We start from the raw sequence: 13,914 nt of genomic DNA, 5'->3' as shown, positions 1-13,914 counted from the left end.
GGTGCGGGTGGGTGGGCGGGCCCTGCGGGGCGAAGTCCCCTACCCGCCCTTCCACCGTTCCCCGGGCTACGCCCGGACCCGTACGTGCGCTGCGCGCCCGTGCCCTCAAACGCCGGGCGGGCTGGATGTGCCGCGCAGCGGCGGGTCAGGCCGCCAGGGCCGGGATGCGGGCCGGGGTGACGGTGGCCGCGTCGAATCTGCGGAGCAGTAGGCGGGCCAGTTCCGGGGAAGGGCCCAGGACCGCGGAGACCACGTCGGCGCCGGCGGCTTCGGCGCCCGCCGCGATGCGGTCGGGGAGCCGGCCGGGGGCGATGACGTAGGGGGCCACCGCGATCCGGCGGACGCCCTCGGCGCGCAGGGCCCGTACGGCGTCCTCCGTCCGGGGGAGAGCAGCGGAGGCGAACGCAGGCCGCACGGCGCACCAACCGGTGTGCCGCCACTCCCGCGCGGTTTCAGCGATCACTGCGATCGCCTCCGGGTCCGAGGAGCCGGCGGACGCGAGCACCACACCGGTGGTGGCGCGGTCCGCCGGGGTGAGGCCGGCTTCCCACAGCCGGCGCTCCAGGGTCGCCAGCAGCAGCGGCGACGGGCCGAGCACATCCGCGATCCGGACCGAGAGGTCCGGCAGGTGGGACGCGGCGCCCGCGAGCACGGCCGGGATGTCGGACTTCGCGTGGAACGCCCTCGTCAGGAGGAGGGGGAGCGCCACGATCTCGCGTATGCCGGAGAGGTACAGCGAGGCGACCGTCTGGTCGACGGTCGGGGTGTCGAAGTCCAGGAAGGCGGTCTCCACACGCAGCCCCGGCCGCAGCGCCCGTACCCGCCGGGTGAGGGCGTGCACGGTCGCCGCGTGCCGCGGATCGCGGCTGCCGTGGGCGATGACGAGCAGGGCCGGGGAGCGAGTGGAGAGCGCCGACACGGTGATCAGCTCTTGACCAGCAGGCCGCGGGTGCGCAGCACCCACCGCTCGACCGGGCTGAAGATGAGCAGGTCGATCGCGATGCCGACGACCAGGATCAGGATGATCGCCAGGAACACGCCGGGCAGGTCGATGTTGTTGCGGCCGTTTTCGAGGAGCTGGCCCAGGCCCAGCCCCAGGTCGGGGGAGCTGGCGATGATCTCGGCGGCCATCAGGGAGCGCCAGGAGAAGGCCCAGCCCTGCTTGAGGCCGGCCAGGTAGCCGGGCAGCGCGGCCGGCATGACCACGTGCCATGCGCCGCGCAGGCCGGTGGCGCCCAGGGTGCGGCCGGCCCGCAGGAACAGCGGCGGGATCTGGTCGATGCCGGAGACGAGGCCGTTGGCGATCGACGGGACGGCGCCGAGCAGGATGACGGTGTACATCATCGCGTCGTTGAGCCCGAACCAGAGCACCGCCGGGGGCACCCAGGCGACCGAGGGCAGCGACTGCAGGCCCTGCAGGATCGGGCCGATCGCGGCGCGGACGAACTTCACCCGGGCGACGAGCAGTCCGAGCGGCGTACCGATGGCCAGGGCCAGCAGGAAGCCGAGCAGACCGCGCGAGACGGAGGTCCAGATGACCTCCAGCAGGGTGCCCTTCATCCACATGTCGGACAGGCTGTCCCAGACGGAGGACAGGGCGGGGAGCTTGGTCTCGTCGGTGACCTTCGCGGCGACGAGGATCTGCCAGACGAGGAGGACCAGGCCGACGGCGATGACCGGCGGCAGGACCTTCTTGACGAGGACTTCGCGGACCGGCGTGCGGTGGGTCTGGACGGCGTCGAGCGCGTCGAGGCCCGCCTCCAGTCCGGCGAGGTCCTCGGCCTTGGCCTTGGACGGGGCCTCGGGAGTGGTGTCAGTGCTGGCCATGGCGGCGGATCTCCCCACGCAGGTGTTCAGTGATCTCAAGGGACAGCTCCGCGACGTCCGCGTCCTCGATGCGGCGCGGCTGCGGAATGCCCACGGTCCACTCCTTCGCGACCCGGCCGGGTCGCGAGGAGAGGAGAACCACGCGCTGGGCGAGGCGAACGGCCTCGCGGACGTTGTGCGTGACGAACAGGACGGACAGGTTCGTCTCTTCCCAGATGCGGGTGAGTTCGCCGTGCAGCACGTCGCGGGTGATGGCGTCGAGCGCCGCGAACGGCTCGTCCATCAGCAGCAGCTGGCTGTCCTGGGCGAGCGCCCGCGCCAGGGCCACGCGCTGGCGCATGCCGCCGGACAGCTCGTGGACCCGCTTGCCGTACGAGCCGCCGAGCCGGACCAGCTCCAGCAGCCGCTCGGCCTCCGGCTTGCGGTCGGCCTTGGCCACCCCGCGCAGGCGCAGGGCGAGTTCGATGTTCTTGCCCGCGGTGAGCCACGGGAAGAGGGCGTGCTCCTGGAACATCAGGGCCGGACGGCCGCCGGGGGTCTCGATCGACCCCGCGGACGGCTTGTCCAGTCCGGCGACCAGGTTGAGCAGGGTGGACTTTCCACAACCCGAGGCACCCAGGATGGTGACGAACTCTCCGGGAGCGACATCGAGACTGATGTCGTCCAGGACGAGCTGCGATCCGGCCGGGCCGGAGAAGGACTTCGAGACGTGCTCGATCCGAGCGGCGTGCGTCTGCTCCGCTACGGTGCCCTCGGCAGCCTTGGCAAGCATGGTGGCCATGGTCGTCACCTCCTGGGATTCGGGACGGGTACTGAAGGGTTGCTGGACGGGAAGGGCTACTTCGGAGGGGTTACTTGACGCCGAGACCGGCGTCGGCGACCTCGGGCTGGCCCGCGGCCTTGAGCACCTTGTTCAGGAGCTTCAGGTCGTAGATGCCGTTCAGGTCGGGCTGCTCGATGAGCTTGGCCTTGACCGCCCACTCCGACTGCGTCTTCAGCGTCGACGCCAGCGGGTCGTTCGTGATGAGGATGCTCGGCCACGCCGGGTCGATGACCTTGGCGTCGAGCGCCTTGCCGCTGTCCGCCGCGAGCTTCGCGTTCGCGGAGGCCTTGGCCTTGTCCGGGTTGGCGTTGATCCACGCGTTGGTCTTCACGGTGCCCGTGAGCACGGCCTCGACGACGTCCGGGTGCTCCGAGAGGAACTTCTGGGACACGATGATGTTCGTGATCACGAACTTCTTGTCGGGCCACAGGGCGGTCTCGTCGAGGAGGACGGAGCCGCCTTCGGAGACGAGCTTGGAGGCCGTGGGCTCCGGCACCCAGGCGCCGTCGATCGAGCCCTGCTTGAAGGCGTCCGGGGTGACCTTGTTGTCCGTGCGGACGACGGAGACGTCACCCTTGCCGGACTCCGGGTCGACCGTCCAGCCCTTCTCGGCGATCCAGTTGAGGAACGCGACGTCCTGCGTGTTCCCCTTCTGCGGGGTGGCGATCTTCTTGCCCTTGAGGTCGTCCAGGGTCTTGATCTTCGCCGGGTTCACGACCAGCTTGACGCCGCCCGAGGCGGAGCCGGAGATGATCCGCAGGTTGGAGCCCTTGGACTTCACGTAGGCGTTGATCGACGGCGAGGGGCCGATGAAGCCGATGTCGAGAGAGCCGCCGTTGAGGGCTTCGATCTCGGACGGGCCGGCGTTGAAGGACTGCGGCTTGATGGCGGTGGCGCCGAGCTCCTTGGCGATCAGGCCTTCCTGGAGACCGACCAGCGCGGTGGCGTGGGTCAGGTTCGGGAAGTAGCCGATGCGGACCTCGGAAGCCGACAGCTTCTTGGCGGAGGTGTCCGCGACGTTCGCCTTGGGAGCGTCGTCCTTCTTGGCGTCGGAGCCGTAGCCGCACGAGGCGAGGGCGCCGATCAGGAGGGGCAGGGCGGCAGCGGCGACGATGCTGCGGCGCAGGGTGTTACGGGTGGATCCGTTGGCAGGCACGGGAGGGCTCCCTCTCGTAGCGTCGTATCACGACGCACGTCTTCGTTTGCTGAACAAGGGCAGGTAGAGCTCGTGGGGGGTGTGGGCGCGCATGCGGTGCGCGTACGTCATCACGCACATCGCCCCACGCCTCCCGTGCCGCTGCCGAGGGAGCCGCTGCCTACGCGGCCGCCCTCCTTCGCGAAGGTGGAGTAGATATCGGCAAGCATGATCAGAAGTCCCACCCTTCTTCATCAGCCTGGACGGTCGTCTCGGCGGTGGAGGCGAAGGATTCGCCGACCATGCCGGCCGCCAGGGTCGTGCCGTCCGCCGGGTCGATCAGGAGGAAGGACCCGGTGCGGCGCGAGTCGGCGTACGAGTCGAGCGCGAGCGGCTCGGCGGTACGGACGACGACTCGGCCGATGTCGTTGGCCACCAGCTGCCCGGGGTTCGGGTGCTGGGACAGGTCGTCAAGGGTCAGCCGCGAGGGGATCTCCTTGACGATCGCCTTCACCGTGCGCGTCGTGTGCTTGATCAGCACCCGGGCGCCCACGGCGAGGGGCTGGTCCGCCACGTGGCAGACCGTCGCCACGACGTCCTGCGTGGTGGCGGGGGAGCTCGACGACGGCGCGATCAGATCGCCGCGCGAGATGTCGATGTCGTCCTTGAGACGCAGGGTCACCGACTGCGGGGCCCACGCGATGTCGACGCTCTCGCCGAGCGCGTCGATGCCCTCGATGACCGAGGTGCGGCCCGAAGGCAGGACGGTGACGGCCTCGCCGACCCGCAGCACGCCGGAGGCGATCTGGCCCGCGTAGCCCCGGTAGTCCGGGTTCTCGGCGGTCTGCGGACGGATCACGTACTGCACCGGGAAACGCGCCGGGCAGGCGGTGAGGTCGTGGCTGACCGGGACGGTCTCCAGGTGCTCCAGCACCGTGGGGCCGCCGTACCAGTCCATGTTCGCGGAGGGCTCCACCACGTTGTCGCCGGCCAGCGCGGAGATCGGGATCGCGGTGATCTCCGGGACGCCCAGGCCCGTGGCGTACGCGGTGAACTCCTCGGCGATCGACGCGAAGACCGACTCCTGGTAGCCCACCAGGTCCATCTTGTTGACGGCGAGGACCACGTGCGGGACCCGGAGGAGGGCCGCGACGGCGGCGTGCCTGCGGGTCTGCTCGATCACGCCGTTGCGGGCGTCGACGAGGACCACGGCGAGGTCGGCGGTGGAGGCGCCGGTGACCATGTTCCGGGTGTACTGCACGTGCCCGGGGGTGTCGGCCAGGATGAACCGGCGCCGGGCGGTCGCGAAGTAGCGGTAGGCCACGTCGATGGTGATGCCCTGCTCCCGCTCGGCCCGCAGGCCGTCGGTGAGCAGCGCCAGGTCGGGGGTGTCCTGACCGCGGCTGGCCGAGACCCGCTCCACGGCTTCCAGCTGGTCGGTGAGGACCGACTTGGAGTCGTGCAGGAGGCGGCCGACCAGGGTGGACTTGCCGTCGTCGACGGAACCCGCGGTCGCGAAGCGCAGCAGCGTGGTCGCCGACAGGTCGGCGAACTGCTCGGTGGTGGAGGTCATTTTAGAAGTACCCTTCGCGCTTGCGGTCTTCCATCGCGGCCTCGGACAGCTTGTCGTCGGCGCGGGTCGCGCCCCGCTCGGTGAGCCGGGAGGCGGCGATTTCGGTGATCACGGCGTCCAGCGTGGTGGCGTCGGAGTCGACGGCACCGGTGCAGGACATGTCACCGACGGTGCGGTAGCGGATCAGGCGGGTCTCGGTGGTCTCGCCTTCCTTGGCGCCGCCCCACTCGCCGGCCGTCAGCCACATGCCGTTGCGCTGGAAGACCTCGCGCTCGTGGGCGAAGTAGATCTCCGGCAGTTCGATCTTCTCGCGGGCGATGTACTGCCACACGTCCAGCTCGGTCCAGTTGGACAGCGGGAAGACGCGCACGTGCTCGCCCGGCGCGTGGCGGCCGTTGTAGAGCTGCCACAGCTCGGGGCGCTGGCGGCGCGGGTCCCACTGGGAGAACTCGTCGCGCAGGGAGAAGACGCGCTCCTTGGCGCGGGCCTTCTCCTCGTCGCGGCGGCCGCCGCCGAAGACCGCGTCGAACTTCAGCTGCTGGATCGCCTCCGTGAGGGGGACGGTCTGCAGCGGGTTGCGGACGCCGTCGGGACGCTCGCGGAGCTTGCCGGCGTCGATGTACTCCTGGACGGAGGCCACGTGCAGGCGCAGTCCGTGCTTGGCGACCGCGCGGTCGCGGTAGTCCAGGACCTCGGGGAAGTTGTGGCCGGTGTCCACGTGGAGCAGGGTGAAGGGCACCGGCGCGGGCGCGAACGCCTTGAGCGCCAGGTGCAGCATGACGATGGAGTCCTTGCCGCCGGAGAAGAGGATCACCGGCTTCTCGAACTCGCCCGCCACCTCGCGGAAGATGTGCACGGCCTCCGACTCGAGGGCGTCGAGGTGCGACAGCGCGTAGGGCGCGTCCGTCCCTTCGTGGACGTGTGCGACGGTGGCGGTCATGCCAGACCCCTCTCGGTGAGCATCGCGTGCAGGGCCGAAGCCGACTCCTGTACGGACTGCGTGTGCGACTCGATACGGAGGTCCGGGGACTCCGGTGCCTCGTACGGGTCGTCGACCCCGGTCAGACCGGAGATCTCGCCCGCCGCCTGCTTGGCGTACAGGCCCTTCACGTCACGCTCGGAGCACACCTCCACCGGAGTGGCCACGTGTACTTCGAGGTAGCTCGTGCCCTCGGCGGCGTGCCGCTTGCGGACGGCCTCGCGGCTGTCGGCGAACGGCGCGATCACCGGGACGAGCGCCTTGACGCCGTTGGACGCGAGGAGTTCGGCGACGAAGCCGATCCGCTGCACGTTGGTGTGCCGGTCCTCGCGGCTGAAGCCGAGACCGGCGGAGAGGAACTCGCGGATCTCGTCGCCGTCGAGGACCTCCACGCGGTGGCCCTCGGCGCGCAGCCGCTCGGCCAGCGCGTAGGCGATCGTGGTCTTGCCCGCGCTCGGCAGCCCGGTCAGCCACACCGTGGCGCCCTGGTCGCTCACGCTCATCTGGTTCGTCTCCGTCGGTTCCGTACGTGCAGTGCTTGTGCCGGGGGTCGTGCCGCCGGCCGTGCCGCTGGTCGTCATCAGCCGTGCAGCCCGCACTCGGTCTTGCCGCGCCCGGCCCAGCGACCGGCGCGGGCGTCCTCGCCCTCCGCCACCCGGCGGGTGCAGGGGGCGCAGCCGACGGAGGCGTAACCGTCCATCAGCAGCGGGTTGGTGAGCACGCCGTGCTCGAGGACGTACGCGTCCACGTCGTCCTGGGTCCAGCGGGCGATCGGCGAGACCTTGACCTTCCGCCGCTTCTCGTCCCAGCCGACCACCGGGGTGTTCGCCCGGGTCGGGGACTCGTCGCGGCGCAGGCCCGTGGCCCAGGCGTCGTACGCGGTCAGGCCCTCTTCGAGCGGCTTGACCTTGCGCAGCGCGCAGCACAGGTCGGGGTCGCGGTCGTGCAGCTTGGGGCCGTACTCGGCGTCCTGCTCGGCGACGCTCTGGCGCGGGGTGAGGGTGATGACGTTGACGTCCATCACGGCCTCGACCGCGTCACGGGTGCCGATGGTCTCCTCGAAGTGGTAGCCCGTGTCGAGGAAGACCACGTCCACGCCGGGGAAGGCGCGGGAGGCGAGGTGGGCGACGACCGCGTCCTCCATGGAGGAGGTCACGGCGAACTTCTTGCCGAAGGTCTCGGCCGCCCAGGTGAGGATCTCCAGCGGGGTGGAGTCCTCGAGGTCCCGGCCCGCCTGCTCGGCCAGCGCCTTGAGGTCGGCCGACCGGAACTCGCCGGTCGTGAGATCCGCGTCCTGAATCGTGGTCATATCTCGTCCCCTCCAGCGTCGTTGGACTGAACACCCCGGGCCAGCAGCCCGAGGTACTTCAGCTGGAAGGCTCGATTGCAGGCCCTGCATTCCCAGGCGCCGTGACCTGTTTCGTTCGGGAACAGGTCCTCGTCGCCGCAGTACGGGCAGTAGAACGGTGCGGCGCGCTCGCTCACGAGAGGTCCTCGTCCTTGGCACGGGTGACCCAGCTGGCGAAGCGCTCGCCGTCCTCGCGCTGCTTCTCGAAGCGCGTGACGACCCGCTCGACGTAGTCCGGCAGACCGTCCGAGGTGACCTTGAGGCCGCGGACCTTGCGGCCGAATCCGGCCTCCAGTCCGAGGGCGCCGCCCAGGTGGACCTGGTAGCCCTCGACCTGGTTGCCCTCGTCGTCCAGGACCAGCTGGCCCTTGAGACCGATGTCCGCCACCTGGATACGGGCGCAGGCGTTCGGGCAGCCGTTGATGTTGATGGTGAGCGGCTCGGCGAACCCCGGCAGGCGGCGCTCCAGTTCGTCGATCAGCGAGGCGCCGCGCGCCTTCGTCTCGACGATGGCCAGCTTGCAGAACTCGATGCCGGTGCAGGCCATCGTGCCGCGGCGGAACGGGGACGGGTTGACCCGCAGGTCCAGCGCCTCCAGGGCCGCGACGACCGAGTCGACCTGGCCCGCCTCGATGTCGAGCACGATCATCTTCTGCTCGGCGGTGGTGCGCAGCCGGCCGGAACCGTGCTGCTCGGCGACGGCGGCGATCTTCGTCAGGGTGGCGCCGTCGACACGGCCCACGCGGGGCGCGAAGCCGACGTAGAACTTGCCGTCCTGCTGCTGGTGCACGCCGACGTGGTCGCGCCACTGGCCGCTGGGCTGCTCGGGCGCGGGGCCGTCGGTCAGCTTGCGCTTCAGGTACTCGTCCTCCAGGACCTGGCGGAACTTGGCCGGGCCCCAGTCGGCGACGAGGAACTTCAGGCGGGCGCGGGTGCGCAGCCGGCGGTATCCGTAGTCGCGGAAGATCGAGATGACGCCTTCGTAGATGTCCGGGACCTCGTCGAGCGAGACCCAGGTGCCCAGGCGCACACCCAGCTTCGGGTTGGTGGAGAGACCGCCGCCGACCCAGACGTCGAAGCCGGGGCCGTGCTCGGGGTGGTTCACGCCGACGAAGGCGATGTCGTTGATCTCGTGCGCCACGTCGAGCAGCGGCGAGCCGGAGATCGCGGACTTGAACTTGCGGGGCAGGTTCGAGAAGGCGGGGTTGCCCACGATGCGGGCGTAGATCTCGTCGATGGCGGGGGTGCCGTCGATGATCTCGTCCAGCGCGATGCCGGCGACGGGCGAGCCGAGGATCACGCGGGGGGTGTCACCGCAGGCCTCGGTGGTCGAGAGGCCGACGGCCTCCAGACGGCGCCAGATCTCCGGGACGTCCTCGATGCGGATCCAGTGGTACTGCACGTTCTGCCGGTCCGTGAGGTCGGCGGTGCCGCGGGCGAACTCCTCGGAGATCTCACCGATGACGCGCAGCTGCTCGGTGGTCAGCCGGCCGCCGTCGATGCGCACGCGCAGCATGAAGTACTTGTCGTCCAGCTCCTCCGGCTCCAGGATCGCGGTCTTGCCGCCGTCGATCCCGGGCTTGCGCTGGGTGTAGAGGCCCCACCAGCGCATACGGCCGCGCAGGTCGTTGGGGTCGATCGAGTCGAAGCCCGCCTTGGAGTAGATGTTCTCGATGCGCGCCCGCACATTGAGACCGTCGTCGTCCTTCTTGAACTGCTCGTTGCCGTTGAGGGGCGTGTGGTGTCCGACGGCCCACTGGCCCTCACCGCGGTGACGGCCGGTCTTGCGGCGCGCGGCGGCGGCGGGTGCGGCTGCTGCGGTCGTATCGGGGGTGGCGGCCATGGCGGTACGTCCTTCTTGGGCGGCTCGAGGCAGGGGCAGGGGGAGCGGCGGCGTGACCCCTGGCGCGCGTGGAGCGGATGTGGCAGATCCGCCGCCCTTTTGGGGCGGTGTTCGGCCTACAGGGGACTGCGGTGGTGACGAGGGCGGGCGGTGTGTTCGCTTCCGCGGCGACGTCGGTGCGGGGCGCTGTCGCGGCGGTGAATTGCGTCAGCGCGCCGGACAGATGGCGCTGGACATGCGGCCGAGGTCGACGTGCCGCCGACTCACCAAGGCAATTCCAGCTCCGTTCATGGGGGGAAGCGTGGCATGTGGCGATTGGAGGAGTCCACTACTGTCCACGATGCGGACGAAGTCGTCTCGGATGGCAAGATGTCCGTGATGGGCGTCACCTCACCAGCCCCTTTGTGCCCGCTTGTCCCGGGGAGGGGGCGGCCCCGCAGGGCCGCCGCCTCCCGTCGGAGCGGCTACGCGCCGGGCCAGGGGCCCGGGGTGGGGGCGACGGCCTTCTCCTCCGTCTCCTCCTTGAAGACCTTGAAGCCGCGCCGGAGGTAGTTCGCCATGGCCGTCGGGCCGTCGTCGCTGCACGTGTGCAGCCAGACGCGCCGGGTCGGGGCCAGCTCCGGCCAGCGCTCGGCCAGCGACCAGGCCCGCTCGATGCCCACGGTCAGCAGGTGCCCGCCGATGCGCCGCCCCCGGAAGTCGGGGAGCAGGCCGAAGTACATGATCTCCACCACACCGTCCGGCTGCGGGTCGAGTTCCACGTACCCCGCGGGGGTGCCCCGGTCGTACGCCACCCAGGTCTCCACGCCGGGACGGTCCAGCTGCTCCACCCACTGCGCGCGGGTCAGCGACAGCCGGTCCGTCCAGTGGATGTCCCCGCCCACCGAGGCGTAGAGGAAGCGGCTGAACTCGGGGGAGGGGACCTCCGAGCGGACGATCCGGATCTCCGGGCCCGGGACGGCCGCCGCGACGAGGTCGGACGGTGCGGTCATTTCCAGGGACCAGGTGGTCAGTGTGCTCGTGCTCATGGACGTCAGGGAATCATGCCGGTCGCCGAGGGGCCCAGCCGGGCGCTGACGACCGCGGGCGCCGTGGAGTGCGGCAGCAGGGAGGCCGGGTCCGTCGGGCGGATCAGCTCCACCTCCACGTCGTGTGCGAAGCGGTACGGGCGGTGGGCCAGCACGCCGCCGAGGTTGCGGCGCACCCGGGAGATCTCCGCGCGGACCGTCACCGTGCGCGTCGGGTCCCCGAACAGCTCCTGCGAGAGTTCCGCCGCCGAGCGGCCCTTGGGGGACTCCGCCAGCAGGAACAAAAGCTCCGCGTGGCGCGGGCTCAGCTCCTGCGACCAGCTCCCCGCGGCCCCGTAGACGGTGGCCCGCCATGCGCCGGGCCGGCTGAGGTCGAGGACGACGCGGGCGGCCGCCCCGGCGCCGGTACGGGCCTCCGTGACGTTCACCAGCCAGCCGCCCGGCAGCGGCTCCACGAGGCAGTCCCCGAGCTGCGGCACCCACACCCGGCCCGGACCGAAGGTCTTCGGCAGCGGGATCCGCTCGGTCGGCGCGAGCCCGGTGACGGCCGCCGTCCAGCCGTTGCCGTCCACGGCCAGCGCCCGCCCCGGCATCCGGGCCAGCAGCGGGGCCGCGACCGTCCGCAGCCGTTCCAGCGACTCCAGGTGCCGCACCCGCAGCTCGCGCTCCGCGAGCCGGGCCACCGAGCTCACCCAGGCCAGGGTCGCCGGGTGCATGGTGGCCAGCGGCCCGCTGACGTCCAGGACCCCGAGCAGCGAGCCGTCGCGGGGGTCCCGTACGGGGGCTCCGGCGCAGGTCCAGTCGTGGTGGCTGGAGACGAAGTGCTCCGCCGAGAACACCTGGACCGGTCTGCGGGTCACCAGGGCGGTGCCGACCCCGTTGGTGCCGACCACCGACTCGTCCCAGTGGGCGCCCACCCCGAAGCCGAGGCGGTCCGCGTTGCGCAGGATCGAGGAGTGGCCCTCCCGCCACAGCAGCCGCCCGTCGGCGTCGGCGACGACCATGATGTGCAGGGCCTCGTCCAGGGAGGGCAGCAGTCCTTCGCGCAGGACGGGCAGCAGTTCCCGTAGCGGGGAGGTCTGGCGGCGCTCCTCGGTCTCGGCGGCCGACAGCATCCGGGAGCGGCTGTCGCGGTCGGGGTGGACACCGCCCGCCATCATGCGGCGCCAGGACTCGGCGATCTCGGGGCGCGGCGCGGCCGGCGGCCGGTCCCCGGCCAGAGCGGCCGCCCGTACCCCCTTGAGCAGACGCGCGGCCTCCCGCGCGTCCATGGCCGAGATGCGTGCCGCATCGACCGCGCTGCCTGTGGTGTGGACCACCGGAACCTCCCCGTGCCGAACATGCGTACGACGGTTCCCGTCCGCGGGGCCGTCCGGTGCGCGCCGCTTCCCAGGGGCCGACCGGGACGCCCGAAGGACGGTTCCGAGTCAAAGGTTGCAACGTCTTGCAACTCTCGCCAAGTCCCGGTCGCCCGATCGAAACTGTGCGGACGTCGCCGAGCGACGTGACAGCTCCTTCCTCGGGGCTTCTCGGATCAGGGGTGGTGCCGAGTCGGCGCGGCGCCATCCCTGATCCAGGTCAACGGGCCCGGATCCCGCACCGTGGTGCTTTTCGGAGGGTTGGGGCCCTCCGCATCAGCCCGGCTTCCGGAGGGTTGGGGCCCTCCGTCGGCTCGCGATCAGGACGCGATCAGGATGCGGTCCGGGCCCGTTCCACCACGGATCCCAGATCCAGACTGTGCGGCAGCGTGCCGAAGGCCGCGCCCCAGTCCCCTCCCAGCCGGGAGGCGCAGAAGGCATCGGCCACCTCCGGCGGCGCCCAGCGCACCAGCAGGGACCCCTGCAGCACCAGGGCCATCCGCTCCACGACCCGCCGGGCCCGTGCCTCGATGCCCTCCAGGTCCGCGAGCTCGGTCAGCAGGTTCTTGATGGCGGAATCCAGCCGGTGGTCGGCCCCGCGCGCCAGGCCCACCTCCTGGAGGAAGGCGTTCAGGGCCTGCGGCTCGCGCTGCAGGGCGCGCAGGACGTCGAGGGCCTGGACGTTGCCCGAGCCCTCCCAGATGGAGTTCAGCGGGGACTCGCGCAGCAGCCGGGGCATCCCGGACTCCTCGACGTAGCCGTTTCCGCCCAGACACTCCAGGGCCTCCGCGACCATCGGCGTACAGCGCTTGGTCACCCAGTACTTCGCGGCGGGCACCGCGATGCGCAGGAAGGCCCGCTCCTGCTCGTCGCCCGTGCTCTGGACGGCGTCGTACGCGGCCGCGAGGCGGAGCGTGAGGGTGGTGGCCGCCTCCGACTCCAGCGCGAGGTCGGCGAGCACGTTGCGCATCAGCGGCTGGTCGATGAGCGGTGCTCCGAAAGCAGAGCGGTGCTCCGCATGGTGAGCGGCCTGCGTCAGCGCCTGCCGCATCAGGGAGGCCGAACCGATCACGCAGTCCAGCCGGGTCGCCGCGACCATCTCGATGATGGTCCGCACCCCGCGGCCCTCCTCGCCCACCCGCCGCGCCCACGTCCCGTCGAACTCCACCTCGCTCGACGCGTTCGACCGGTTGCCCAGCTTGTCCTTCAGCCGCTGGATCGCGAAGACGTTGCGCGTCCCGTCCGGCAGCACCCGCGGCACCAGGAAGCAGGTCAGCCCGCCCGGCGCCTGCGCCAGCACCAGGAACCCGTCGCACATCGGCGCCGAGCAGAACCACTTGTGCCCCGTCAGCAGGTACTCGCCCGAGGCGTCCAGCGGCACGGCCGTCGTCGTGTTCGCCCGGACGTCGCTGCCGCCCTGCTTCTCCGTCATGCCCATCCCGAAGAGCACCCCGGCCTTCTGCCCGGCCGGCCGCAGCCCCTCCTCGTACACGTGCGAGGTCAGCCGCGGCTCCCATTCGGCCGCCAGCTCCGGATCGGTCCGCAGCGCCGGTACCGCCGCGTGCGTCATCGAGACGGGGCACCCGTGCCCCGCCTCCGCCTGCGACCACACGAAGAACCCGGCCGCCCGCCGCAGATGCCCCGCCGGCCGCCCCCACGCGTCGGTGAGCCCGGCGCCCACGGCGTGCCCGAGCAGCCGGTGCCACGCGGGGTGGAACTCCACCTCGTCGATGCGGTTCCCGTACCGGTCGTGCGTCCGCAGCTTCGGCGGGTTCTCGTTCGCCTGCGTCCCCCAGTCCTGCGCCTGCCGGGATCCGGCCGCGCGCCCCAGATCCGAGAGTTCTTCCCTTACCTCCGCGGCGAGTTCGGGAGCGGCGTCCGCGAGATGCCGCTCCACCCCCTCGCTCAGGACCCGGTCGCTGCCGTATACGTCGTGGCCCACGAGCGGCGGGGCCTGATTGCTGACTGTGTGGGTGGTGGCTGCCATGCCGATACCGTAA

General features: G+C 71.2%; 14 protein-coding genes. All 14 read right to left on the bottom strand.

What is annotated here, in order from left to right; translation table 11 throughout:
• Positions 1 to 145: 145 nt before the first annotated feature.
• A complete protein-coding gene (locus ACFYYB_RS39305; RefSeq protein WP_389442978.1) occupies positions 146 to 919 on the bottom strand; it encodes a sirohydrochlorin chelatase in 774 nt (257 codons plus the stop codon).
• A gap of 5 nt (positions 920 to 924) precedes the next feature.
• A complete protein-coding gene (locus tag ACFYYB_RS39300) occupies positions 925 to 1,827 on the bottom strand; it encodes an ABC transporter permease (protein WP_327303807.1) in 903 nt (300 codons plus the stop codon).
• Positions 1,814 to 2,608 (bottom strand): ABC transporter ATP-binding protein, encoded by a 795-nt coding sequence (locus tag ACFYYB_RS39295; protein ID WP_243338711.1) that lies wholly within the window; start codon positions 2,606 to 2,608, stop codon positions 1,814 to 1,816. Before ACFYYB_RS39295 ends, ACFYYB_RS39300 begins: the two co-directional genes overlap by 14 nt.
• A 70-nt stretch (positions 2,609 to 2,678) precedes the next feature.
• On the bottom strand, positions 2,679 to 3,806 hold the full coding sequence (locus ACFYYB_RS39290) for an aliphatic sulfonate ABC transporter substrate-binding protein (protein ID WP_389442975.1): 1,128 nt from the start codon (positions 3,804 to 3,806) through the stop codon (positions 2,679 to 2,681).
• Positions 3,807 to 4,017: 211 nt separating this feature from the next.
• Positions 4,018 to 5,358, bottom strand: a complete 1,341-nt coding sequence (locus ACFYYB_RS39285; RefSeq protein WP_327303805.1) for a GTP-binding protein — start codon at positions 5,356 to 5,358, stop codon at positions 4,018 to 4,020.
• A gap of 1 nt (position 5,359) precedes the next feature.
• A complete protein-coding gene (cysD, locus tag ACFYYB_RS39280) occupies positions 5,360 to 6,298 on the bottom strand; it encodes a sulfate adenylyltransferase subunit CysD (RefSeq protein ID WP_250744141.1) in 939 nt (312 codons plus the stop codon).
• On the bottom strand, positions 6,295 to 6,840 hold the full coding sequence (gene cysC, locus ACFYYB_RS39275) for an adenylyl-sulfate kinase (protein ID WP_389442972.1): 546 nt from the start codon (positions 6,838 to 6,840) through the stop codon (positions 6,295 to 6,297). Before cysC ends, cysD begins: the two co-directional genes overlap by 4 nt.
• A 77-nt stretch (positions 6,841 to 6,917) precedes the next feature.
• Positions 6,918 to 7,646, bottom strand: coding sequence for a phosphoadenylyl-sulfate reductase (locus ACFYYB_RS39270; RefSeq protein WP_389442970.1), 729 nt, complete (start codon positions 7,644 to 7,646; stop codon positions 6,918 to 6,920).
• Positions 7,643 to 7,822 (bottom strand): DpnI domain-containing protein, encoded by a 180-nt coding sequence (locus tag ACFYYB_RS39265; protein ID WP_214956597.1) that lies wholly within the window; start codon positions 7,820 to 7,822, stop codon positions 7,643 to 7,645. Before ACFYYB_RS39265 ends, ACFYYB_RS39270 begins: the two co-directional genes overlap by 4 nt.
• Positions 7,819 to 9,528, bottom strand: coding sequence for a nitrite/sulfite reductase (locus tag ACFYYB_RS39260; RefSeq protein WP_389442967.1), 1,710 nt, complete (start codon positions 9,526 to 9,528; stop codon positions 7,819 to 7,821). The genes ACFYYB_RS39265 and ACFYYB_RS39260 overlap by 4 nt, the downstream gene beginning before the upstream one ends.
• A gap of 207 nt (positions 9,529 to 9,735) precedes the next feature.
• Positions 9,736 to 9,819, bottom strand: coding sequence for a putative leader peptide (locus ACFYYB_RS39255; protein ID WP_312847410.1), 84 nt, complete (start codon positions 9,817 to 9,819; stop codon positions 9,736 to 9,738).
• 173 nt (positions 9,820 to 9,992) lie between these two features.
• Positions 9,993 to 10,556 carry a GNAT family N-acetyltransferase gene (locus tag ACFYYB_RS39250; protein ID WP_389442965.1) on the bottom strand — a complete coding sequence of 188 codons (564 nt, stop codon included), beginning with the start codon at positions 10,554 to 10,556 and terminating at the stop codon, positions 9,993 to 9,995.
• Between the two features lie 5 nt (positions 10,557 to 10,561).
• Positions 10,562 to 11,827 (bottom strand): GAF domain-containing protein, encoded by a 1,266-nt coding sequence (locus ACFYYB_RS39245; protein WP_389443154.1) that lies wholly within the window; start codon positions 11,825 to 11,827, stop codon positions 10,562 to 10,564.
• Positions 11,828 to 12,245: 418 nt separating this feature from the next.
• Positions 12,246 to 13,901: an acyl-CoA dehydrogenase family protein gene (locus ACFYYB_RS39240; protein ID WP_389442963.1), complete on the bottom strand. Its 1,656-nt coding sequence runs from the start codon at positions 13,899 to 13,901 to the stop codon at positions 12,246 to 12,248.
• Positions 13,902 to 13,914: the final 13 nt, after the last annotated feature.

This window comes from Streptomyces sp. NPDC002886, from assembly GCF_042888445.1.
Classification (GTDB): Bacteria; Actinomycetota; Actinomycetes; order Streptomycetales; family Streptomycetaceae; genus Streptomyces.
The sequence above is the reverse complement of the archived record's forward strand: the minus strand, read 5'-3'. Positions and strand labels throughout refer to the sequence as shown.

What these genes read in the sequence shown, in the direction of transcription:
- cysC (WP_389442972.1), bottom strand. Translation starts at nt 6,840, where the DNA reads ATGAGCGTGAGCGACCAGGGCGCCACGGTGTGGCTGACCGGGCTGCCG.
- ACFYYB_RS39300 (WP_327303807.1), bottom strand. Translation starts at nt 1,827, where the DNA reads ATGGCCAGCACTGACACCACTCCCGAGGCCCCGTCCAAGGCCAAGGCC.
- ACFYYB_RS39240 (WP_389442963.1), bottom strand. Translation starts at nt 13,901, where the DNA reads ATGGCAGCCACCACCCACACAGTCAGCAATCAGGCCCCGCCGCTCGTG.
- ACFYYB_RS39295 (WP_243338711.1), bottom strand. Translation starts at nt 2,608, where the DNA reads ATGGCCACCATGCTTGCCAAGGCTGCCGAGGGCACCGTAGCGGAGCAG.
- cysD (WP_250744141.1), bottom strand. Translation starts at nt 6,298, where the DNA reads ATGACCGCCACCGTCGCACACGTCCACGAAGGGACGGACGCGCCCTAC.
- ACFYYB_RS39260 (WP_389442967.1), bottom strand. Translation starts at nt 9,528, where the DNA reads ATGGCCGCCACCCCCGATACGACCGCAGCAGCCGCACCCGCCGCCGCC.
- ACFYYB_RS39285 (WP_327303805.1), bottom strand. Translation starts at nt 5,358, where the DNA reads ATGACCTCCACCACCGAGCAGTTCGCCGACCTGTCGGCGACCACGCTG.
- ACFYYB_RS39255 (WP_312847410.1), bottom strand. Translation starts at nt 9,819, where the DNA reads ATGAACGGAGCTGGAATTGCCTTGGTGAGTCGGCGGCACGTCGACCTC.
- ACFYYB_RS39245 (WP_389443154.1), bottom strand. Translation starts at nt 11,827, where the DNA reads ATGGACGCGCGGGAGGCCGCGCGTCTGCTCAAGGGGGTACGGGCGGCC.
- ACFYYB_RS39270 (WP_389442970.1), bottom strand. Translation starts at nt 7,646, where the DNA reads ATGACCACGATTCAGGACGCGGATCTCACGACCGGCGAGTTCCGGTCG.
- ACFYYB_RS39250 (WP_389442965.1), bottom strand. Translation starts at nt 10,556, where the DNA reads ATGAGCACGAGCACACTGACCACCTGGTCCCTGGAAATGACCGCACCG.